Origin of the sequence: Nitrobacter winogradskyi Nb-255, from assembly GCF_000012725.1 — a bacterium.
Lineage (GTDB): Bacteria > Pseudomonadota > Alphaproteobacteria > Rhizobiales > Xanthobacteraceae > Nitrobacter > Nitrobacter winogradskyi.
Genome location: NC_007406.1, coordinates 2,293,834 through 2,315,686, shown reverse-complemented (window position 1 = coordinate 2,315,686; position 21,853 = coordinate 2,293,834). Strand labels below are relative to the sequence as shown.

14 protein-coding genes, 4 pseudogenes and 1 other annotated feature are annotated in these 21,853 nt (G+C 61.7%); of the genes and pseudogenes, 9 read left to right on the top strand and 9 right to left on the bottom strand.

All coding sequences use genetic code 11. From position 1 onward, the window contains the following. Nucleotides 1-135 precede the first annotated feature (135 nt). The 5 genes and pseudogenes from NWI_RS11060 to NWI_RS11035 form a co-directional block, all read right to left on the bottom strand. Nucleotides 136-1,364 (bottom strand): IS3 family transposase gene (locus tag NWI_RS11060; protein WP_148203813.1). Its coding sequence is split into 2 segments (ribosomal slippage): nt 136-1,076 and nt 1,076-1,364, totalling 1,230 coding nucleotides; the frame shifts between segments, so codons are not numbered across the junction. Further along, nucleotides 967-1,083, bottom strand: a sequence feature (AL1L pseudoknot). It overlaps the preceding gene by 117 nt. Nucleotides 1,365-1,466: 102 nt before the next feature. Then, nucleotides 1,467-1,967, bottom strand: a complete 501-nt coding sequence (locus tag NWI_RS11050; RefSeq protein WP_011315346.1) for an Hsp20/alpha crystallin family protein — start codon at nt 1,965-1,967, stop codon at nt 1,467-1,469. An 82-nt stretch (nt 1,968-2,049) separates the two neighbouring features. Continuing rightward, nucleotides 2,050-2,514 carry an Hsp20 family protein gene (locus NWI_RS11045; RefSeq protein WP_011315345.1) on the bottom strand — a complete coding sequence of 155 codons (465 nt, stop codon included), beginning with the start codon at nt 2,512-2,514 and terminating at the stop codon, nt 2,050-2,052. Nucleotides 2,515-2,983: 469 nt separating this feature from the next. After that, nucleotides 2,984-3,254, bottom strand: a pseudogene (locus NWI_RS11040) (usg protein); the annotation flags it as partial. Nucleotides 3,255-3,288: 34 nt separating this feature from the next. Then, nucleotides 3,289-3,633, bottom strand: coding sequence for a hypothetical protein (locus tag NWI_RS11035; RefSeq protein ID WP_011315343.1), 345 nt, complete (start codon nt 3,631-3,633; stop codon nt 3,289-3,291). A gap of 333 nt (nt 3,634-3,966) precedes the next feature. Between NWI_RS11035 and groES the strand changes: the two genes are divergently transcribed. From groES to NWI_RS11015, 4 genes are all read left to right on the top strand, one after another. Then, nucleotides 3,967-4,281 (top strand): co-chaperone GroES, encoded by a 315-nt coding sequence (gene groES, locus NWI_RS11030; protein ID WP_011315342.1) that lies wholly within the window; start codon nt 3,967-3,969, stop codon nt 4,279-4,281. Nucleotides 4,282-4,330: 49 nt separating this feature from the next. Continuing rightward, nucleotides 4,331-5,959, top strand: a complete 1,629-nt coding sequence (gene groL, locus NWI_RS11025; RefSeq protein WP_011315341.1) for a chaperonin GroEL — start codon at nt 4,331-4,333, stop codon at nt 5,957-5,959. Between the two features lie 144 nt (nt 5,960-6,103). Continuing rightward, on the top strand, nt 6,104-7,201 hold the full coding sequence (locus NWI_RS11020) for a glycosyltransferase family 4 protein (RefSeq protein ID WP_011315340.1): 1,098 nt from the start codon (nt 6,104-6,106) through the stop codon (nt 7,199-7,201). An 11-nt stretch (nt 7,202-7,212) separates the two neighbouring features. Beyond that, entirely contained in the window at nt 7,213-9,438 is a 2,226-nt protein-coding gene (locus tag NWI_RS11015) for an amylo-alpha-1,6-glucosidase (protein WP_011315339.1), read from the top strand. A 501-nt stretch (nt 9,439-9,939) separates the two neighbouring features. On the opposite strand, the gene NWI_RS11005 is transcribed toward NWI_RS11015, so the two are convergent. Continuing rightward, nucleotides 9,940-11,082, bottom strand: a complete 1,143-nt coding sequence (locus NWI_RS11005) for a Fic family protein (protein ID WP_244374904.1) — start codon at nt 11,080-11,082, stop codon at nt 9,940-9,942. A 641-nt stretch (nt 11,083-11,723) separates the two neighbouring features. Then, a protein-coding gene (locus NWI_RS11000) for an IS630 family transposase (protein ID WP_187147967.1) occupies nt 11,724-12,709 on the bottom strand; the annotation gives its coding sequence in 2 pieces (ribosomal slippage) (nt 11,724-12,371 and nt 12,374-12,709; 984 coding nt in all). Nucleotides 12,710-12,819: 110 nt separating this feature from the next. Between NWI_RS11000 and NWI_RS10990 the strand changes: the two are divergent. Further along, a pseudogene (locus tag NWI_RS10990) lies at nt 12,820-14,080 on the top strand (tyrosine-type recombinase/integrase). 149 nt (nt 14,081-14,229) lie between these two features. Here NWI_RS10990 and NWI_RS17020 read toward each other — a convergent pair. Together NWI_RS17020 and NWI_RS10970 are read right to left on the bottom strand one after the other, a co-directional pair. Next, a protein-coding gene (locus NWI_RS17020; RefSeq protein ID WP_187147962.1) for an IS630 family transposase occupies nt 14,230-15,173 on the bottom strand; the annotation gives its coding sequence in 2 pieces (ribosomal slippage) (nt 14,230-14,835 and nt 14,838-15,173; 942 coding nt in all). A 92-nt stretch (nt 15,174-15,265) separates the two neighbouring features. Continuing rightward, nucleotides 15,266-15,379, bottom strand: a pseudogene (locus NWI_RS10970) (helix-turn-helix transcriptional regulator); the annotation flags it as partial. Between the two features lie 553 nt (nt 15,380-15,932). Between NWI_RS10970 and NWI_RS10965 the strand changes: the two are divergent. From NWI_RS10965 to trbJ, 4 genes and pseudogenes are all read left to right on the top strand, one after another. Continuing rightward, nucleotides 15,933-17,984 (top strand): ParB/RepB/Spo0J family partition protein, encoded by a 2,052-nt coding sequence (locus NWI_RS10965; protein ID WP_081431732.1) that lies wholly within the window; start codon nt 15,933-15,935, stop codon nt 17,982-17,984. After that, nucleotides 17,896-19,247 (top strand): IS3 family transposase gene (locus NWI_RS10955; RefSeq protein WP_148203836.1). Its coding sequence is split into 2 segments (ribosomal slippage): nt 17,896-18,232 and nt 18,232-19,247, totalling 1,353 coding nucleotides; the frame shifts between segments, so codons are not numbered across the junction. The genes NWI_RS10965 and NWI_RS10955 overlap by 89 nt, the downstream gene beginning before the upstream one ends. 68 nt (nt 19,248-19,315) lie before the next feature. Next, nucleotides 19,316-21,105 (top strand): annotated as a pseudogene (trbE, locus tag NWI_RS10950) (conjugal transfer protein TrbE); the annotation flags it as partial. Continuing rightward, nucleotides 21,102-21,851 carry a P-type conjugative transfer protein TrbJ gene (gene trbJ / locus NWI_RS10945; protein ID WP_011315331.1) on the top strand — a complete coding sequence of 250 codons (750 nt, stop codon included), beginning with the start codon at nt 21,102-21,104 and terminating at the stop codon, nt 21,849-21,851. The pseudogene trbE and the gene trbJ, both read left to right, overlap by 4 nt. Nucleotides 21,852-21,853 lie beyond the last annotated feature (2 nt).

Genomic DNA, 21,853 nt, shown 5'->3' with positions numbered 1-21,853 from the left:
AGGCCTCTCCTCCAGCCCTCAACCCGTCACGGCAAACCCGGTCCGCACTCTCACTCTCTATAGGGGGCGTTGCGGGGTCTCCCCGCTAGAAGGGGTTGAACCGCCCCGAGTTTGCCGGAGGCTGTTTGGTTTGAGTCACGCCGCCATGGCTGTCTCGTCGAGCATGGCGTAGTAGCGCTCCTCGGCTTCGGCCGGCGGGATGTTGCCGATGGGCTCCAGCAGCCGGCGATGGTTGAACCAGTCGACCCAGGCGAGTGTGGCGAACTCGACCGCCTCGAAGCTCCGCCACGGCCCGCGCCGATGGATGACCTCGGCCTTGTATAGACCGTTGATCGTTTCGGCGAGCGCGTTGTCGTAGCTGTCGCCGACGCTGCCGACCGAAGGCTCGATGCCCGCCTCGGCCAGGCGCTCGGTGTAGCGGATGCTGACGTATTGCGAACCGCGATCCGAGTGATGGACGAGACCAGCCTTGCTGGCGGGGCGCCGTTCATGCAGCGCCTGCTCCAAGGCGTCCAACACGAAGGCGGCATGAGCTGCGCGGCTGACGCGCCAGCCGACGATCCTGCGAGCATAGGCATCGATCACGAAGGCGACATAGACGAAGCCCGACCAGGTGCTCACGTAGGTGAAGTCGGATAGCCACAACATGTTTGGAGCTGGCGCGTGGAAGACCCGGTTCACGTGATCGAGCGGGCACGGAGCTGCCTTGTCCTGCACGGTCGTGCGGATCGGCTTGCCGCGGATGACGCCCTGCAGGCCGAGATCAGCCATCAGGCGCTCGACGGTGCAGCGAGCAACCGGGATGTTCTCCCGGTTCAGCTGCCGCCAGACCTTCCTCACGCCATAGACCTCGAAGTTCTCGACGAAGACGCGCTCGATCTCAGGCTTCAGCCTCAGGTCCCGCTTTGCCCTTGCCGACAGCTTCGTGGGATCGGCGCGCTTGGCGAGGTCGTCATGGTAGGTCGAGGGGGCGATCGGCAGCACCCTGCAGATCGGCTCGACCCCGTGGACCTCTCGGTGACCGTCGATGAAGGCGATCATGTCTTTGACCGGCGGTCGAGCTCCGCCATCGCAAAATACGCCGACGCCTTGCGCAGGATCTCGTTCGCCTGCCGAAGCTCACGGTTCTCCCGCTCCAGCGCCTTGAGCTTCTCGGTGACCTCGCTCGGAAGACCGGCGCGCGTGCCGCTGTCGACCTCAGCCTTCTTCACCCACTCATTGAGCGACTGCGCCGTGCAGCCGATCTTCGTCGCGATCGAGGAGACCGCGGCCCACCGGGACCGATGCTCCTTCTCGTGATCGAAGACCATCCGCACCGCGCGGGCCCGCACTTCCGGAGAAAACCGGTTCCTCGTCTTGCTCATCATGGCTCCACCTTCTCAAGGTTGGGAGCCTCCGGCAAACTCGGGGCGGTTCAGTGGCGGCGGGAGCGCGCCAGCTCCCGCCAGCCGGAGTCTCCTCTCTGCTTATTTGCCGTTGATCGCGATGCGCTTCACGTTGCGTTGCGCCTCGGCCGATCTCGGCAGGGTGACAACGAGTACTCCATTGCCGAAGGACGCGTTCACCTTGTCCTCGTCGATGTCATCCACGGGGATGCGTCGCTCAAACCGGCCGTAGAAGCGCTCGCTGAACAGCCTGTCATTGTCTTCCGTCTCAGTCCTCTTCTCGCCCTTGATGGCGAGCACGCCATTCGACAGCTGGACTTCGACGTCTTTTTCCTCGAGGCCAGGGAGCTCGGCGGTGACCCTCACCTCTTTGTCGTTCTCGCTCACCTCGATGCTCGGCCATGACCAGGCGCGGTCGAACACGCGGTCGAAGCGGAAGGGGTTGAGGTCGAGCCCGCGGAAGACGTCGTCGAACAAGCGGTTCATTTCACGGTGCAAAGTCAGGAAGGGCGTTCCTTCCTCCCCGCGCTGCACCGGAACGCGGCTGCTGCGGTTCCAGGGAATGAGATCTCTCATGCTCATGTTGTGCCTCCTATCTCAAACGGGGGCGCGCGTGGCCAAGGCCACACGCGACCACCTCCAGCCGGCCCGATCGGACTTACGATCAGGCCGCTTGCTTCTGCTCGATTTGTTGGGTCTCGCTGCGGAAAGGACCGGATTTGATCGCGATCCGGCGCGGCTTCATGGCCTCCGGCAATTCGCGCACCAGGTCGACCTGCAGGAGCCCGTCCTCGAACGAGGCGCCCTTCACCTCGACGTAGTCGGCGAGGTTGAACTGGCGCCGGAACGGACGCCCGGAGATGCCCTGGTAGAGGTACTCGCGATCATCCTTCTCGGCCTTGCGGCCTTCCACGGTAAGCATGTTCTGCTCCGCCGTGACGGTGATCTCCTCCGGCTTGAAGCCAGCCAGAGCCAGCGAGATGCGATAGTTGTCCTCACCGGTCCGCGCGATGTTGTAGGGCGGGTAATTGTCCTCGCCCGCCAACCGAAGCGAATCGTCGATGAGATCGACGAGGCGATCAAAACCGACGGTCGATCGCCAGATGGGTGTGAGATCGAAGTCTCTCATAGCCACATCCTCCATTGAGCAACATGGTACGAGGGGCGCCCAAAGAGCCGACGCCCCTTTGGACTTTGCCGATCCCCGACGGGGCGATCGGCGATTTGCGATTTAGGAAAGCTGGTCGCGGCGTCAAGGGGCCTGCCCGTCGTCAAGAGCATTCGAAGCCAGTTGCCCCTGCCACTTCGTCGGGCCAGCCACTGAATCGCCGTGCCGGCACCTAACCGCGCTATTTGTGTTGCGGCGGTCTGTAGCCGTGCTCAGCCAGCCTCGCGGGCGAAGACGTGCTCGCCGTCGTCGGTCCCAGTCGAAGAGAATCATGATCGCCAAGACCATCGCCACAAAGGCGACGCTCGAGGAACTGTGCAGCGCCTGGGCAAGGCGTTGCCTAATGAGGGCCGGCTGCCGCGCAGCACCGAGCTGGTCGAACCCCTATTATCTCGGATGATGAAACAGGTGCGACAGCGACGTCAGCTCTATGCGTGACAATGGCGCCGTCAACCGCCCGCCATTCGGCCGGCCGGATCAGCCGCCGGTGCGCGACCCTGACCGAGTGCAGCGCGCCTTCGAGTTCGCGCTGCCAATAGTCAAGGAAGCCATGGAGCGTCGGGAAAGTCCGGCGCCGTATCGTAATCCTGCCAGACATAGAGTTGCAGGACAGCCGGGTGGTCCGGCAAATGGTAGTGGATTTCCGCGGTGGTCAATCCATAGCCGTGCCATTGCAGCAAAAACTCCCGGCTCGCAGCCATTGGTTCCGGTCCTCCAAAGTTGCGGCTTGATGCTTCACGTGGTCGGAGGGCAAACGGTGTTGTCAGCTGGAAATGCCGGCGTCCTGGCAGGGGGCCGAGCGAGATCGTCCAGTCGACGCAGTGCGTCCATGACGTCGTCGAACGACACCGGCGCGGGGGTACCAGGGATTTGACGCAAGGCTGGCATGGACTCGACCGCGCAGGCGTCCGACGCCCAGGACGAAAGAATGGCCCGCTTCTCCGAAAGACCAAGGTGCGGATCGTCGATGACCTCGCGTGGATGCTTGTAGAACTGCGCCGGATTCAAAAGCCGATCGAGATGCGGATCGTCGGTGCTGAGATGAGACGGCGATGTCGCGTGCTTGCTCGTTCCCACCATGGCGGTCTCCTGATTCCAATGCTCCTTTCCGAAGAGTGCGCAGGGTTTCCCAAGAGTGCGCAGGGGCCGCTCGGGCCCGGCATCAGCGATGATTTTGGTAGGACCTTTTTTTCTTCAAGAGGGCAGGCTTTGACCGCTAGGGCGAGCGATGCACAGAAAACTTCAAGTATATCAATGCATTAAGGTGCATTGGCGCTCCAGGGCGCGGAGTGCCAAAAATTTTGCGCCGACCTCTTGAACTCGATTTTTCCCGATCCTAGCTCGATTTCCGCGCCGGCCGGCGACACCGGCTTGCGCCTTATAACATCGCTGATCTGAGCAAGGAGGATTTGCATGCATTTCCGCCCGCTGCACGACCGTGTCGTCGTGCGTCGTATTGATGCCGAGGAGAAGACCACCGGGGGCATCATCATTCCCGACACCGCAAAGGAAAAGCCGCAGGAAGGCGAGATTGTTGCCGCCGGTCCCGGTGCCCGCAACGAGAAGGGCGAACTCGTCCCCCTCGATGTGAAAGCCGGTGACCATATCCTCTTCGGCAAATGGTCCGGCACCGAGGTCAAGATCGACGGCGAGGAACTGCTCATCATGAAGGAGAGCGACATCCTTGGCGTCGTCGAGAAGGTCGGGACGATCAAGAAGGCGGCCTGACGAGATCATCCACTCATCATCAACATCGCTGAGAAAGGAGGTTACAGCCATGGCTGCCAAGGAAGTGAGGTTCTCGTCGGACGCGCGGGAAAAGATGCTGCGCGGCGTGGACACGCTTGCAAATGCGGTCAAGGTCACGCTCGGCCCCAAGGGACGCAACGTCGTTATCGAGAAGTCGTTCGGTGCGCCCCGCATCACCAAGGACGGCGTCACCGTCGCCAAGGAGATCGAGCTCGACGACAAGTTCGAGAATATGGGCGCGCAGATGGTGCGCGAGGTGGCGTCCAAGACCAACGATCTCGCCGGCGACGGGACGACGACCGCGACGGTGCTGGCGCAGGCGATTGTTAAGGAAGGTGCCAAGGCGGTGGCGGCCGGTATGAACCCGATGGACCTCAAGCGCGGCATCGATCTCGCCGTCGAGGCCGTCGTCAAGGACCTCACCAAGAATGCCAAGAAGATCACATCCAATTCCGAGATCGCGCAGGTTGCGACCATCTCGGCCAACGGGGATACCGAGATCGGTCGGTTCCTCGCCGAGGCCATGCAGAAGGTCGGCAACGAAGGCGTAATCACGGTCGAAGAGGCGAAGAGCCTGGAGACCGAGCTCGAAGTGGTCGAAGGCATGCAGTTCGACCGCGGCTACGTTTCCCCGTATTTCGTGACCGACGCCGAGAAGATGCGTGTGGAGTTCGAAGATCCCTATGTTCTGATCCACGAGAAGAAGCTCTCCGGCCTGCAAGCGATGGTGCCGCTTCTCGAATCCGTCGTTCAGTCCGGCAAGCCGCTCCTGGTCATCGCGGAGGATGTCGAGGGCGAGGCGCTCGCGACGCTGGTCGTCAACAAGTTGCGCGGCGGCCTCAAGGTTGCGGCCGTCAAGGCGCCGGGCTTCGGTGACCGCCGCAAGGCCATGCTCGAGGACATCGCGATCCTCACTGGCGGCACGGCGATCTCCGAGGATCTCGGGATCAAGCTCGAGAACGTGACGCTCAATATGCTCGGCCGCGCCAAGAAGGTCGTGATCGACAAGGAGAATACCACGATCGTCGATGGCGCCGGCCGCAAGAAGGACATCGAAGCGCGCGTGACCCAGATCAAGGCGCAGATCGAGGAGACCACGTCCGACTACGACCGCGAGAAGCTGCAGGAGCGTCTTGCCAAGCTCGCGGGAGGCGTCGCGGTAATCCGTGTTGGCGGGGCCACTGAGGTCGAGGTCAAGGAGCGCAAGGATCGTGTCGACGATGCAATGCATGCGACCCGCGCGGCGGTCGAGGAGGGCATTCTGCCGGGCGGTGGTGTGGCGTTGTTACGCGCCCTGAAGGCGCTCGACGCTGTCAAACCGGATAACCCCGATCAGAAGGCCGGCGTCGACATCGTGCGCCGTGCGATCCAGGTGCCTGCCCGGCAGATCATCCAGAATGCCGGCGAGGACGGTTCTCTGGTCGTCGGCAAGCTCTTGGAGAAGAATACCTACAATTGGGGCTTCAACGCCGCGACCGGCGAATATCAAGACCTGGTCGGGGTCGGCGTGATTGATCCCGCCAAGGTCGTCCGCACGGCGTTGCAGGACGCAGCCTCAGTCGCTTCGTTGTTGATCACGACCGAAGCGCTGGTGGCCGAGAAGCCGAAGAAGGACGTGGCTCCCGCGCTTCCGCCCGGCGGCGGCATGGACTTCTGATAGGTCCCTGAGACCCGCAGTTCCTGCGGGTCTCTTCTTCTTCTTCTGCTGCTGTGTCCGACAGGAACGGCGACATGCCGCGCGGGCCCTACGGCCGTGCGGGATGACTGTCCATGCTTCGCTCACATGAGGAGGTCTTTGCTGATGAAAATCGCCCAGATTGCACCGCTCGCGGAATGCTGTCCGCCCAAGCTCTATGGGGGCACGGAGCGGATCGTGTCCTATCTCACCGAGGAACTGGTCCGCCAGGGCCACGAGGTGACATTATTCGCCAGCGGAGACTCGCGAACGCAGGCGAAACTGGTTCGCTGCTCCGACATGGCGCTTCGTCTCAATCCGACGGTGAGGGACCACACACCCTATCACGTAATGATGCTCGATTCTGTCCGTGGCGAGGCGGACGAGTTCGATGTCCTGCATTTCCATATCGACTTGTTGCACTTCCCGCTCATCCGCGACATTGCCGATCGCACAGTCACGACACTACACGGTCGCCTCGACCTGCCTGACTTAAAGCCATTCTATGCCGCCTTCCCGGAGATTCCGCTGGTCTCGATCTCTCGCGATCAGCGCCGTCCGCTCGCGCGTCCGATCAATTGGGTCGGGAATGTCTATCACGGCTTGCCCCGCGACCTCTTGCCCTTTAGCGCCAATCCGATGGGAGATTATCTGGCCTTCCTGGGACGCATTTCCCCAGAGAAGCGGCCAGATCGCGCAATCCAGATCGCCGCGCGCGCCGGAATGAAGCTCAAGATCGCTGCCAAAATCGACCGTGCCGATCAGGAGTATTGGGATGACACCATCGCGCCGATGATCGCAACGCATCGGAATGTCGAATATATCGGTGAGATCAACGAGGCGCAAAAAGCTGACTTCCTCGGCAACGCGAAGGCGTTGTTGTTCCCGATCGACTGGCCTGAGCCATTTGGCCTCGTGATGATCGAGGCGATGGCCTGCGGCACGCCAGTCGTCGCGTTCCGCTGCGGCTCGGTGCCGGAGGTCGTCAACGCGGGCAAATCGGGCTTCATTGTCAGGACGCTGGAGGAGGCGGTCGCGGCGCTCGCAAAATTGGAGACCTTAGACCGGCAGAAAGTGCGCGACACGTTCGAGAAGCGCTTCACGGTCGAACGCATGGCGCAGGACTATCTCGCCATCTACCGTGGCCTGCCGGGTGTGCGGACCGAGGCCGCGCGCATTCGTCGCCTGCAAGGCGACGAAGTCGGACTGCAAGCAGTCGCCTGACGGAGCTTACGATGACGACGTCATCGGGGGGCGCCGGCACGGTGGTACACACTGCGCCGTTGGCGGGAGCTGGCGCCGCGCCGTTAGCGCAATTCTTCATTCCGGCGACCGCCTCGCTGCAGGAGCGCCGGCCCCGCACGCTCAAACACGGCGACACCTTCGCCGTGTTTGACCACAATGGCGATGCCCTGTCGGGACCCGGGAGTCCCGAGGGGCTCTTTCACCGCGACACGCGACATCTGTCGCACCTTTATCTGACCATCGAAGGAACGCGGCCGATGCTGTTGTCGTCGACGCTTCGCGACGACAATGCAACGCTTACATGTGACCTGACCAATCCGGACATCTATGACAGCAATGGGCGCCTGAGCTTTTCGCACGATCTCGTCCATATTCGTCGGTCGCGGTTGTTGTGGAACGCGACCTGCTTCGAGCGATTGGTCGTGCGCAATTTCGACGAGCGTCCGCGGCGCCTCACCATCGAGATTGCCTTCGACGCCGATTTCGCGGACATCTTCGAGGTGCGTGGCACGCGCCGTGAGCGTCGGGGCCTCATCCAGTCTCCGGAAGTCTCCCCGAGCCGCGTGACTTTGAACTACATGGGACTCGATCATCGGCATCGATCCACCACGTTGTCGTTCGATCCAGCTCCAACCCGGCTGACCGGAAGGAGTGCGCTCTTCACGGTCGCAATCGCGCCGCGAGAATCCCGTTCGCTCTTTCTGGAAATCCACTGCGGCTCCGAAGGAATGACCCAGCATGCCCCACGCCGCGCATTTTTCAGCGCTCTGCGTGACGCGCGCCGCGCACTACGGAGTTCCTCCTCGCGGGCCGCATCGATCGCGACATCCAACGAGATCTTCAATGAGGCTGTGCGGCGCAGCGTCTCCGATCTTTACATGCTGGCAACGGATACGCCCGAGGGACCTTGTCCATATGCCGGTATTCCCTGGTTTTCGACGGTCTTTGGCCGCGACGCCCTGATCACTGCCTTGCAAACGCTCTGGCTTGATCCCGCGCTAGCGCGCGGTGTGCTGTTGCATCTCGCGGCCCATCAGGCGACCAGCACCGACCCACTGGCCGATGCCGAACCGGGCAAGATTCTACATGAGGTGCGAGTCGGGGAGATGGCCGAACTCGGCGAGGTGCCGTTCCGACGATATTACGGCAGCGTCGATTCAACGCCGCTCTTTGTCGTGCTGGCCGGCGCCTATCTGGACCGAACGGGCGACGTCGTTACTATTCGTCGCCTATGGCCACACATCGAGGCAGCCCTCACGTGGATTGAGCAATACGGTGATCGCGACGGCGACGGCTTTGTAGAATATCACAGACAGACGTCCGAGGGGTTGATCAACCAAGGTTGGAAGGACAGTTACGATTCAGTTTTTCACGCCGATGGCACGTTTGCGAAGGGCCCCATCGCCCTTGTCGAGGTGCAAGCCTATGTCTACGGCGCATGGTGCGCCGCTGCCAAGATTGCGGAGCAATTGGGATACGTCCTGCGTGAGACGGAGTGCGAGGCGCGGGCGAACAGGCTGCGCGAGGCATATGATGCCCACTTCTTCGATGAAGAGCTTGGCACTTATGCGCTGGCGCTTGATGGCGACAAGCGCCGATGTCGCGTGCGCACGTCCAATGCAGGTCACGCGCTGTGGACCAGCGTCGCATTACCGGAACGGGCAGGACCGGTCGTGCGGAGCCTGATGGGGGGATCCTCGTTCTGTGGCTGGGGTGTGCGCACGGTTGCGTCGACGGAAGCCCGTTACAATCCGATGAGTTATCATAATGGCTCGGTCTGGCCACATGACAATGCGCTGCTCGCAGCGGGATTTGCGCGCTATGGGTTTCGGCGAGAAGCAGCCCGAATCTTCGAAGGCTTGTTCGCGGCCTCCAGCTATATCGACCTGAGACGGCTTCCCGAATTGTTCTGCGGATTTCCGCGTCAGCGCACTCGAGGTCCAACCTTTTATCCCGTGGCCTGCACGCCGCAAGCCTGGGCGGCTGCGGCGCCCCTTTATATGCTGCAGATCTGTCTTGGGCTCGGCTTCGACCCTGGTGAAAGGCGGATCACCTTCGAAGAGCCGATGATGCCGGCCTTTCTGAATGAGGTCCTCCTCCGCAATCTGTCGATTGGCGATGACACAGCCGATGTCGCGGTACGGCGATCCGGTCAGCAGGTCGTCGTCGACGTCCTCGCGCGACGAGGGCCAGTGCGAGTGCTGACGACCAACTGAGCCTCTGACGCAATTATGGAGCTCCCACGGTTCATCGAGGGTTTGAACGTTGGCGACAACCTGGCGCAATGCGGGCGCGCCTCGGAACCTGGGTGACGCTGGCCATTGGACTCCGATCCCTCTCGTCACGTGCATTCTCGCCGATCAGTTGCTGCTGGTTAGAGGCATTAGTGCCGACGACCTGAATTCGAAGTCCATCATGCAGTCGCACCCTCATTCTATCGAGCTTCGTGACCCTTCTTGTTACGATCAGCCCGGTTGAGACGGCGGCGGTTTGGCAGATGAGGTCAGCGCGGCGCGCGTGGACCGCGAGCCTGGCGACCTTCAGGCCGGCCCGGGAAGCGCGCTGGGCATCCGCCAGCATAGCCCGGTAAGGATTATCGCGATTGGACGCGCAAACAGGTATTGTGGGTTGTTTCCGATATTGGCCAGCGCCCTGGTTGCGGGGCCGCGGCTCTGAACTGGCAATTTTTAACGCATGTTAATGCAGAACCGCAGCGCTCAGCGGCTAAGGTCGAGCTCAGTTCCGGTTCGCAGGCGCTCCATATAGGCGCGATAAGCAAAGCTGCGGTCGCGCTTCTTTCCTGTCGTTTCTACGAGGATGCCGATCTCGGTCAGCACCTCGATTGCACGGGTAGCAGTCGGCTTGCTGGTGCCGAGCAGCCTCATGGCCGATGCGACGCTCACGATCGGATGACGGGGAAGTAGCTCGAACAATCGGAAGGCAGAGACCGATGCTGATTCAACACCAAGCAGCCGCGTGCGATCCGTGCTCACGAGGTTGAACAATTCGCGCGCCGATGCAACGGCTTCGTCGGCGATCGTGGCGACGCCATCGAGAAAGAAATCGGTCCAACCTTCCCAGTCGCCTTCCAGACGCACAAGGTTGAGGCGCCGGTAATACTCTTCGCGATGGCGTTTAAAGAAAAGGCTGAGATAGAGAAGCGGCTGCTTCAATAAGCCCCAGTGCTCCAGCAGCAGGGCGATCATCAGGCGCCCGATCCGCCCGTTGCCATCAAGATAGGGGTGAATGGATTCGAACTGAGCATGCAGAAGAGCAGTCCGCACGAGTTTCGGCAGCCGGTCCTCGGCATGAATGTATTTCTCGAATGCGCCGAGGAGCTTTGGAAGCTTGTCGGAGGGCGGGGGAACGTAGACTGCGTTCCCCGGGCGGCTCCCGCCAATCCAGTTCTGGCTGCGGCGGATTTCTCCAGGTTGCTTGCTTGCTCCGCGCCCACCGCGCATCAGCCGCTTGTGGGCTTCGTTCAAGAGCCGCAGCGAGATTGGCAGACCGCGCTTCGACCCGAGTTGGGTTCGCGCGTAGGTGAGGGCGTCGAGGTAGTTCGTGACCTCCTCGACATCTGCGTTGGGTGAGGGCTGCTCCTCGGCTTCGAAGGCCAGAAGGTCCACGAGCGATGCCTGTGTACCCTCGATCTGAGACGTGATAACCGCCTCTTTGCGCACGAATGCGTAGATGAACCAATCGAGCGAAGGCACCATCTCGCTCGCCAGATCGAGCCGGACAAGCGCCTGCTCGGCTTGCCCGAGGCGGCGTTCAAATTTGGCGTCGATGGCGAGCGACGGCCGCGCGGGCGGCAGATCGAAAGGAACGAAGGCATCGACCTTTTCGCCGCCGGCGGTCACACTTTCATATCGGCCTGTTGTGCGCTTCGGCATATCCGGTGGCTGACTCAGGGACGTCGTCGTTCCAAGGGCCGCATACAAGGAACGCCCACGTTCCCTGTCAGCATAACTAAGAACGGACTCTTTACTAGTCGAGACCGTTAGTCAAGAGATCGTTCTTAGTGTTTTCCCCCGATGACTTGCCAAGAATTCGCTCTTGGGGTCAATCGTTGGCCGATCGAATGGCTGGACCCTAGACGGTGCCGCGGGCCGGACTCGAAACCGGCTAGTGGATGGGCTTAGCGCACCGAGCCATTACGCCGCTGCCTTCTGGCCACCATCTCGGGCCTTTTGCTGGCCGTGTGTCCTTCCACACCGCCGCAGCCAATGGCGTTTACTCTCGCGTCCATTTCCATCAAGGAGGAAGTCGATCTTGCGCAAGGGTAGAGTCTGAGGGTCGCAAGCGCGGATACGTCGTGCTATGAGCGGTGACGGTATTTCTCGCGCTGGCGCGCAATGCGTCGCGTGGTCGACGAGGCGAGAAATCGACGGATCGTTGTCGATAGTCCCTGAAACGTCATTGAATCGGAATCGCGCGATTCCTCCTCGAAAATCAGCACCAAGAATTTTTGTCGGTTCGCAGTTCGGATCGCGACGTGCGATCAAAAAAAGTTGTGTTGGAAATTCAACGCGTTACGATAACTGAAAATGGATGAGTGGGCTGCATTGACGAAGTAGTTGGCGCATTCAGCCGGTGCAACGGTTTCGAGGATCGGAGCGATAGCATTGTAGACGGCCTCGGTGGTCCGCTGCGCGGCTTTGCGTAGCCAGTGTTTGAACTTGGCAAAGAACTGCTCGATCGGGTTCAGATCAGGCGAGTATTTCGGCAGGTAGAAGAGCCGGGCACCGGCGGCACGGATGACGCGACGCACGGCGCTGGCCTTGTGCGAGCCGAGGTTGTCCATAATGACGATGTCGCCGTGCCGCAGGGTCGGGACCAGAACCTTCTCGATGTAGAGAAGGAAGGCTTCGCCGTTGATCGGCCCCTCGATGAACCACGGCGCGGTGATGCGATCGTGGCGCAGAGCGGCCATAAAGGTCATGGTCTGCCAGCGGCCATGCGGCACCTTGGCTCTGATGCGTTGACCGCGCGGCGCCCAGCCCCGCAGCGGCGCCATATTGGTTTTGGTCCAGGTCTCATCGATGAACACCAGCCGAGTGGGATCAATCCGATCTCGATACTTGGTCCATTGCGCTCGCCGACGGGCGACATCGGGACGATCCTGCTCTGCAGCAATCAGCGTCTTTTTTTGTAACTGAGCTTCACAGCGTGAACGAACTCCCACATCGTGCGGTAATCGACCTTAAGGCCACGCTCGGCAAGTTCGGCCACCAGCCCGCGCACGGTAAAGTCCTTTCGGCACCGTTGCAGCAGCCATTCGCGGTGCGGCCCCGCAATCTTCTTTGGCCTATAGCCGCCGATCTGGCTTGGCGCGACGCTGCCGGTCTCGTGGAAGCGTTGTACCCAGTTGATCGCCGTGCTGATGCCCACCCCAAACTGGGCCGCAGCCTGATGCCGCGATAGGCCGCCTTTAACGACAGCACGCACTACCCGCTCACGAAGGTCGTTCGAATAGGCTCGTCCCATCCATGCTGGCCTCCTTCCCAGTCAGCATGTTGAATCAGATGAATTCTGATTTGGGAATCTCAATCGATTCAAAATAAACCCATCCCGCTCTAGCCTTTGCGAGGCTGAGAATGCTGACCGACACCGAGCTTAAGAGCCTGAAACCAAGGGCAAAAAACTACAAGGTGACGGACCGTGACGGTATGTACGTCCTTGTCATTCCATCAGGTGCGAAAACCTTCCGAATGGACTACCGGCTGAATGGCCGGCGCGAGACGCTGACCATTGGTCGCTATGGCCCTGGCGGTTTGTCGCTCGCCGAGGCGCGTGATCGCTGTCTCGCTGCGAAGAAAGATGTCGCGGAGGGGCGCTCGCCAGCTCAGGAAAAGCAGCGCGCAAAGCGGCGCGTTGCCCTCGGCGAGACGTTCGGCGCCGTTGGTCAGCGCTGGATCAAGTCGGCACCGATGGCGGACAGCACCCGCGCTATGCGCAAGGCGATTTTTGATCGGGACATACTGCCTGTCTGGAAAAATCGCCTGGTTACCGAGATCACACCCGACGACCTACGGGCCCAGTGCATCAAGGTGAAGGATCGTGGAGCGCCGGCGACCGCGATTCATGTTCGCGACATCGTCAAGCAGATTTACGCCTACGCGATATTGAATGGCGAGAAGGTCCTAAATCCGGCGGAGGAGGTTGGCCCTGCTTCCATTGCGACCTTTGCCCCGAAGGACAGGTCGCTCTCGCCAACCGAAATACGGATCATGTTCGAGCAACTGAGGCACGTCCCGACGTTGCCCACCATTCGGCTTGGTCTTCGGCTCATTCTGCTCACGATGGTGCGGAAGAGCGAATTGCTTGACGCCGTCTGGAGCGAAGTGGACTTTGAGAACGCCGTCTGGAGCATTCCCAAGGAACGAATGAAGCGCCGCAAGCCGCACAATGTCTAATCTGTCGCGGCAATCACTCGACATCATGATCGCGCTTAAGACATGCGCAGGAAATTCCCGCTATCTTTTGCCGTCCCGATACGACGCGGATGCTCCAATGTCGCGCGCAACATTCAACCGCATCACGACGGCAGTTGCTGATCGCGCCAAGAAGCTCGGATTGGCCCTGGAGCCATTCACGGTCCATGATCTGCGGCGAACCGGGTCAACGCTGCTGAATGAGATCGGCTTCAATAGCGACTGGATTGAAAAGTGTCTGGCGCACGAAGACGGCCGCAGCTCGCGCGGTGTCTACAACAAGGCCGAGTACGAACACCAGCGTCGTCACATGCTGCAAGAGTGGGCGGATTTGGTGGACGCTTGGGAGCAAGATCGAAATCACACGCCAGTGCTCTATCCGCCTGCAATGCAGTTTCCTGGCGTTATGGCGGCTACCGCCTGACCGGGCGCGTCTTCCGCTGGCGGACATCGGGCAGGGGCGCCCGCTTAATCAGCGACGCCTCTGACGCGCGCCGCCGTTGATCGATCCATTCTTCAACTTCTGTCAGATCCCACACGACGCATCGCGCCGTGAGATAGAGCATGATGAGTTTAGATTTGGTTGTATCCTGCATTGACGAAGTAGTTGGCGCATTCAGCCGGTGCAACGGTTTCGAGGATCGGAGCGATAGCATTGTAGACGGCCTCGGTGGTCCGCTGCGCGGCTTTGCGTAGCCAGTGTTTGAACTTGGCAAAGAACTGCTCGATCGGGTTCAGATCAGGCGAGTATTTCGGCAGGTAGAAGAGCCGGGCACCGGCGGCACGGATGACGCGACGCACGGCGCTGGCCTTGTGCGAGCCGAGGTTGTCCATAATGACGATGTCGCCGTGCCGCAGGGTCGGGACCAGAACCTTCTCGATGTAGAGAAGGAAGGCTTCGCCGTTGATCGGCCCCTCGATGAACCACGGCGCGGTGATGCGATCGTGGCGCAGAGCGGCCATAAAGGTCATGGTCTGCCAGCGGCCATGCGGCACCTTGGCTCTGATGCGTTGACCGCGCGGCGCCCAGCCCCGCAGCGGCGCCATATTGGTTTTGGTCCAGGTCTCATCGATGAACACCAGCCGAGTGGGATCAATCCGATCTCGATACTTGGTCCATTGCGCTCGCCGACGGGCGACATCGGGACGATCCTGCTCTGCAGCAATCAGCGTCTTTTTTTGTAACTGAGCTTCACAGCGTGAACGAACTCCCACATCGTGCGGTAATCGACCTTAAGGCCACGCTCGGCAAGTTCGGCCACCAGCCCGCGCACGGTAAAGTCCTTTCGGCACCGTTGCAGCAGCCATTCGCGGTGCGGCCCCGCAATCTTCTTTGGCCTATAGCCGCCGATCTGGCTTGGCGCGACGCTGCCGGTCTCGTGGAAGCGTTGTACCCAGTTGATCGCCGTGCTGATGCCCACCCCAAACTGGGCCGCAGCCTGATGCCGCGACAGGCCGCCTTTAACGACAGCACGCACTACCCGCTCACGAAGGTCGTTCGAATAGGCTCGTCCCATCCATGCTGGCCTCCTTCCCAGTCAGCATGTTGAATCAGATGAATTCTGATTTGGGAATCTCAATCGATTCAAAATAAACCCATCCCGCTCTAGAAGCGGCGGGGGAACTCGCCGCGCTGCTCAAGCTCGTAGATGGTCGTGTCTGCCAAGGGTACGATCCGCCGCAACTCAGCGCGTCGAATCGCCTTCTTCGTGGCGATCGTCATGGTACGACGTGTGGCGTTCGTATCTTTGCTCATGGAATGATACAAACAGATCGCTGTCCCTGGGAAAAGATCGCGATGCCTTCGTGAGCGAACATGAGCGTAGCAGATCGTAGGGCATCGCAATAATCCTTGAATACGCGCAAACATTTCGGAGGCGGCGTAGTTGTCACGTCCCTCTCTCCCGTAAACCCCCAGCAGCTCTGAGTTTTTCATCGAGCCGCAATCATTGCCACCGCCCGCACACTCGGACGGAGCGCTTCGCGCGCTTTGTCATGATCGGCAGCGGCTGGCGCCTTGCCGATCGTTGGTGGGGAGAGATGGTCTCGGCCATCTCCCCCCCCCCCCGCGACTACCGCCTGCGCGATGGCAGGGCCGCGCACGCGCAAGGCAGCGCATCGTAGTCATTCTTCCGATCCTTCCAATCCGCCTCGCTTGTCGCGCAGCCCGGCCATGCTCGCCGATAGCCGCCCCCCTCTCTGCCGAGCGCTCACGCGCCCCCGGGAGGCATGGCGGGGGCCATGCCTCCGGCATGAACAGAGAAAGGATTGGAATAATGGCAAGGACATCGAAGAAGACGAAGGCCGTCCCGGTTGCGATGGTCGCGGAAGCGGCGGCGGACGTGGACGTGCGCAGCGTCGGAGAAACGGATGCGGTTGCGTCGGTTGCGGCGAGCGGCGAGACGGTTCTCATTCCGCTCAACAAATTGAAGAAGTCGCCGCGCAATGTGCGCAAGACCCCGCACAGCGAGGCGGACATCGAAGCCTATGCGGCCAGCATCGCCGCCAAGGGCATTCTGCAAAATCTTGTGGTCGAGCCCGAGCTTGATGCGGAGGGGAAGCCGACCGGCTTCTATTTCGTGACCATCGGGGAAGGCCGCAGGCTGGCGCAGTTGCTGCGCGCAAAGCGCAAGCAGATCAAGAAGACTGAACCGATCCGCTGCGTCATCGACACGGCGAACGATCCCTTCGAGATCAGCCTTGACGAGAACGTCACGCGTACCGCCATGCACCCCGCTGACCAGTTCGAGGCGTTCCGCGAGCTTGCGGAAACGCGGGGATGGGGAGCCGAGGAAATCGCGGCCCGCTTCGGCGTCACCGCGCATGTGGTGAAGCAGCGGCTTCGGCTTGGCGCTGTCAGCCCCAAGTTGATGCAGGTCTATCGCGACGGCAGCTTGACGCTGGACCAGTTGATGGCCTTCGCGATCTCCGAGGACCATGCGCGGCAGGAGCAGGTTTATGAAAGCCTCTCCTATAACCGCGATCCGTCCTTCATCCGCCGTGACCTCATGAAGGCGAATATTCCGGCAACGGATCGGCGAGCGATCTTCATCGGTGCGGAGGATTACGTTGAAAACGGCGGCACGATCATCCGCGACCTGTTCACGGAGGATCGTGGCGGCTTCTACGAGGACGCCGCCTTGCTGGACCGGCTTGTCATCGGCAAGCTGGAATGGATCGCCGGGAACATTCAGCAGGCGGAAGGTTGGAAGTGGGTTTCGGCTCATATCGATTATCCCCACGCGCACGGCCTGCGCCGCACCTACCCGCATCCGGTGGAGTTGTCCGCAGAGGACGAAGCCGTCTGCGCCGCTGCGCAGGAGGAATATGATCGCCTGTCGTCGGAGTACGAAGACGCGGAAGAACTTCCCGACGATGTGGACCAGCGTTTCGGGGAGCTTGAAGCCGAGATTGAGCGCATCGACGCCTTGCGCCACGCTTACGATCCCGACGAGATCGCGCGCGGTGGCGTGTTTGTCGTTCTGTCCCCGGACGGAGAAGCCCGCATCGAGCGCGGGTTCATCCGCGCCGAGGACGAGAAGCCCGAGGAATCCGGGGATGGCGAAACCGTCATCGACGGCGTGCGCGTCAATGATGATGGCGAGGTCATCGAGGATGGCAAGGACGCCGACCATGCTGCCGAACTTGAGGCCGACGACGAGGATGCGGAGGAAGACGGCAAGTCGTTGTCCGACCTTCTCATCCGCGACCTGACGGCACATCGCACGCTTGGCCTGCGGCTTGCCCTTGGCGAGCAGCCGGATATGGCGTTGATCGCCGTCACCCATGCGCTCGCCGCGCAGACCTTCTATCACGCCGGGGACGCGCATTGCCTCGATATCCGTCCGAACAGCGCGCACCTTGCGAGCCATGCGGACGGCATCGAGGACACGGCGGCGGCGAAGGCGCTGGCGGATCGTCATGCCGGATGGGCGGCGGACATGCCGCGCGACGTGGCGGACCTGTGGGGTTTCGTCGCCGGGCTGGACCATGCGAGCGTGATGGCGCTGTTCGCGCATTGCGCCTCGCAGACCGTCAACGCGGTGAAACTGCCCTGGGAGCGCAAGCCGCGCGCGCATGCGACGGCTGACAGGCTGGCGAGCGCGCTCACGCTCGACATGACGGCGAACTGGACGCCCACGGTGCGGACTTATTGTCCGCCGTCAGGGCTCTTGAGACAGTTTAGGGGTTTTCGGGAAGGGAGGATTTCTGGATCATCGCAGCCAATTTGGAGCGCAGATGAGACAGAAATCCGGGCCGGAGAAAGCACCGGCAGAGCAGGTCGTGAAGGACATCCGCCGGGCAACGCGCCGGCAGTTCTCGGCTGAAGAGAAGATCCGCATCGTGCTGGAAGGCGTGCGCGGCGAGGAGAGCATCGCCGAGCTGTGTCGGCGCGAGGGGATCGCCTCGTCGATGTATTACGGCTGGTCGAAGGAGTTCCTCGACGCCGGCAAGCGCCGTCTCGCTGGTGACACGGCCCGCGCCGCGACGTCGGACGAGGTGAAAGAGCTGCGCCGTGAGGCGCAGGCCCTGAAGGAGGCCGTGGCCGATCTCACCCTGGAAAACCGCCTGCTGAAAAAAAGCATGCTCGCGGATGGGGAGGACGACACATGAGGTATCCTGCATCCGAAAAGGCCGAGATCATTCGCCTGGTCGAGGCCTCGCATCTGCCGGCACGGCGAACCCTGGACAAGCTCGGCATCCCGCGCGCCACGTTCTATCGCTGGTACGATCGCTATCTCACCGGTGGGATCGAGGCTCTGGCCGATCATCGCTCGCGGCCGGATCGTGTCTGGAACCGGATTCCTGACCCAATCCGGGCCGAGCTCGTCGAGCTGGCGCTGCGCGAAACGGAGCTGAGCCCGCGCGAGCTGGCGGTGCGCTTCACCGACGAGAAGCGCTACTTTGTCTCGGAGGCGTCGGTATATCGGCTGCTGAAGGCTCATGATCTCATCACCAGCCCAGCCTATATCGTCATCAAGGCGGCGTCTGAGTTCAAGGACAAGACGACAGCGCCCAACCAGCTCTGGCAAACCGACTTCACCTACCTGAAGATCACGGGTTGGGGCTGGTATTATCTCTCGACCGTGCTCGACGACTTCTCCCGCTTCATCGTCGCCTGGAAGCTCTGCGCCACGATGCGGGCGGATGACGTCACCGCCACGCTCGATCTGGCTCTGGCGGCATCGGGGCTCGACCAGATCACGGTCGCGCATCGGCCGAGGCTGTTGAGCGACAACGGCGCCTCATACATCTCGGCCGAACTCGCTACCTGGCTCGACGGCAAGGGCATGAAACACGTTCGCGGCGCGCCGTATCATCCCCAGACGCAGGGCAAGATCGAGCGCTGGCATCAGACCCTGAAGAACCGCATCCTGCTGGAAAACTACTATCTGCCCGGCGACCTTGAACGGCAGGTCGCGGCCTTCGTCGAGCACTACAATCACGGCCGCTATCACGAGAGCATCGATAATCTCACGCCCGCTGACGTCTACTTCGGCCGCGGGCAGACCATCCTCACCGAACGCGAAAGGATCAAACGCCAGACCATCCACCAAAGACGCTTGCAGCATCACCTGCAGGCCGCCTAACCTCAAACCCAGATGAGCCAGAACCTCCGTTCCCGTGACCCCGGAACAGTCTCAATTCATCTGACGACGGACACCCGACCACGACGTTCCCCGGAATCCTCGACGACCTCAATCGGCTCGCCTTCGTCTATCGCTGGTCGACGCGCGCCATCATGCTGGACAAGACCGACGCGACGCGGCTCGTCACAAAAATTCGTCGGCAGTGGTTCGCCAAGCGCAAGAGCGTCGCCGCCATCCTGAAAGAAGTGATGACGAATGAGCAGTCGGTGCTGCTGGACACCGACGCTGCCAACAAGGCGGCCGATGCCGACGCGGCCTTGCAGGATCTCGGCTCCGATCAGGTCGGCGAGGTCTATGTGACCGCGACCGTCATGGTGTGGAGCGCCGACCGCACCATCGCCGACGAAAGGCTGCGCCTGGTCGAGAAGGTCATCCAGTCGCGCGACTTCACCTGCATCGTCGAAGGCGTCAACGCCATCGAAGCCTGGCTCGGCTCCATCCCCGGTCAGACCTACGCCAATGTCCGTCAGCCGCCGATCTCGACGTTGAACCTTGCGCACATGATGCCGCTGTCGGCGGTCTGGGCTGGACCGGCGCGGGACGAACACCTCGGCGCGCCGCCTCTGTTCTACGCCAAGACCGAGGGGGCGACGCCGTTCCGCTTCGCGCTCCATGTTGGCGACGTCGGCCACACCATGATCGTCGGGCCGACCGGGGCCGGCAAGTCGGTGCTGCTCGCGCTCATGGCGCTCCAGTTCCGCCGCTATCGCAACTCGCAAGTCTTCGTCTTCGACTTCGGCGGCAGCATTCGCGCCGCGACGCTGGCGATGGGCGGTGATTGGCAGGACCTCGGCGGCACGCTCACCGACGACGCAGAATCCACGTCCGTCTCGCTCCAGCCGCTCGCATTCATCCATCATGTCCTCGAACGGGCCTGGGCTGCCGACTGGCTGGTCGACATTCTTCTCCGCGAGGGCGTCACCGTCACGCCGGACGTGAAGGAATATATTTGGGCCGCGCTGACCTCGCTCGCGTCGGCCCCGGTCGAGGAACGCACGATCACCGGCCTGACCGTGTTGTTGCAATCCTCGGCGCTGAAGCAGGCTCTGCGGCCGTATTGCATCGGCGGCGCGCATGGTCGGCTGCTCGACGCCGAGCATGAATATCTCGGCACGGCGAATGTTCAAGCCTTCGAAACCGAAGGATTGGTCGGCACCAAGGCGGCGCCCGCCGTTCTCTCTTACCTGTTTCACCGCATCGAGGCTCGCTTCGACGGGCGCCGAGCCTGCTCATCATCGACGAGGGCTGGCGCGCGCTCGATGACGGCGGCTTCGCCGACAAGATCAAGGAGTGGCTGAAGACGCTGCGCAAGAAGAATGTCAGCGTCGTGTTCTCTTCGCAGTCGCTGGCCGACATCGAAGCCTCACCGATCGCGCCGGTTCTGGTCGAGAGCTGCCCGACACGCATCTTCCTCGCCAACGAACGCGCGATCGAACCCCAGATCACAGCCGTCTATGAGCGGTTCGGGCTCAATGCCCGCCAGATCGAGATCATCGCGCGGGCGACTCTGAAGCGCGATTACTACTGTCAGTCGCGGCGCGGCAACCGGCTCTTCGAGCTTGGCCTTGGATCGGTCGCGCTGGCGCTGTGCGCATCATCCGACAAGGCCGCGCACGCGCTGATCGACGAACTGCTCCGCGATGGCGCCCGGCCGTATTTCCTCGAAGCCTGGCTCTACGCCAACGACCTCGCCTGGGCCGGCGACCTCGTTCCCAACCTCACCAATGTCATCGACTCGTCCGCAACGGCGGACCGGCCGGTTTCCATCGACCCCAAAGAACAGGAGACACCCTCATGATCCTATCAGTATCCCGCTCGCGCTATCTCAGCTCGATTGCCGCAGGCGCGTTGGCGATCGGCATTGCGTTGAGCAGCGCTCCGGCCTCAGCGCAGATCGTGTTCGACCCGTCGAACTATGCGCAGAACGTCCTGACCGCCGCGCGCGCTTTGCAGCAGATCAACAACCAGATCACCTCGCTCGCCAATCAGGCGCAGATGCTGATGAACCAGGCGAAGCAAATCGCCAGCCTGCCGACCTCGGTTCTCTCCCAGATCGAAGGCAACTTCACGGAGATGAAGCGGCTGATGGGCGAGGCCGAGAGGCTTGCCTACAACGTCAGCAATATCGAATCGCAGTTCTCGTCGACCTTCCAGAACTTCGCGGTCGGCAAGTCCGACGCCCAGCTCATCGCCTCCGCACGCGAGCGCTGGCAGCAATCGCTTTCAGCTTACGAGCACTCGCTGAAGGCGGGCGCGACCGCCGTGCAGAATCTCGACAGCACGCGCACGCAAACCAGCACGTTGGTCAACACCAGCCAATCGGCGGTCGGCGTCCTTCAGGCGACGCAGGCCGGCAATCAGCTTCTCGGCGTCCAGACCAGCCAGCTCGCCGATCTCACTCCGATGTTGGCGGCGCAGGGACGGGCCAACGCTCTGGAAAAGTCGCGTCAGGCCGCCGCGCAGGAGCAGGCGCGCGAGCAATTCGGCCGCTTCCTGACGGGCAGCAGCTACACGCCCACCACCGTTCGCATGTTCCACGACTGAGG

Coding starts and splice junctions, on each gene's coding strand:
- NWI_RS11050 (WP_011315346.1), bottom strand. CDS start 1,967: ATGAGCATGAGAGATCTCATTCCCTGGAACCGCAGCAGCCGCGTTCCG.
- NWI_RS11045 (WP_011315345.1), bottom strand. CDS start 2,514: ATGAGAGACTTCGATCTCACACCCATCTGGCGATCGACCGTCGGTTTT.
- NWI_RS11035 (WP_011315343.1), bottom strand. CDS start 3,633: ATGGTGGGAACGAGCAAGCACGCGACATCGCCGTCTCATCTCAGCACC.
- groES (WP_011315342.1), top strand. CDS start 3,967: ATGCATTTCCGCCCGCTGCACGACCGTGTCGTCGTGCGTCGTATTGAT.
- groL (WP_011315341.1), top strand. CDS start 4,331: ATGGCTGCCAAGGAAGTGAGGTTCTCGTCGGACGCGCGGGAAAAGATG.
- NWI_RS11020 (WP_011315340.1), top strand. CDS start 6,104: ATGAAAATCGCCCAGATTGCACCGCTCGCGGAATGCTGTCCGCCCAAG.
- NWI_RS11015 (WP_011315339.1), top strand. CDS start 7,213: ATGACGACGTCATCGGGGGGCGCCGGCACGGTGGTACACACTGCGCCG.
- NWI_RS10965 (WP_081431732.1), top strand. CDS start 15,933: ATGGCAAGGACATCGAAGAAGACGAAGGCCGTCCCGGTTGCGATGGTC.
- trbJ (WP_011315331.1), top strand. CDS start 21,102: ATGATCCTATCAGTATCCCGCTCGCGCTATCTCAGCTCGATTGCCGCA.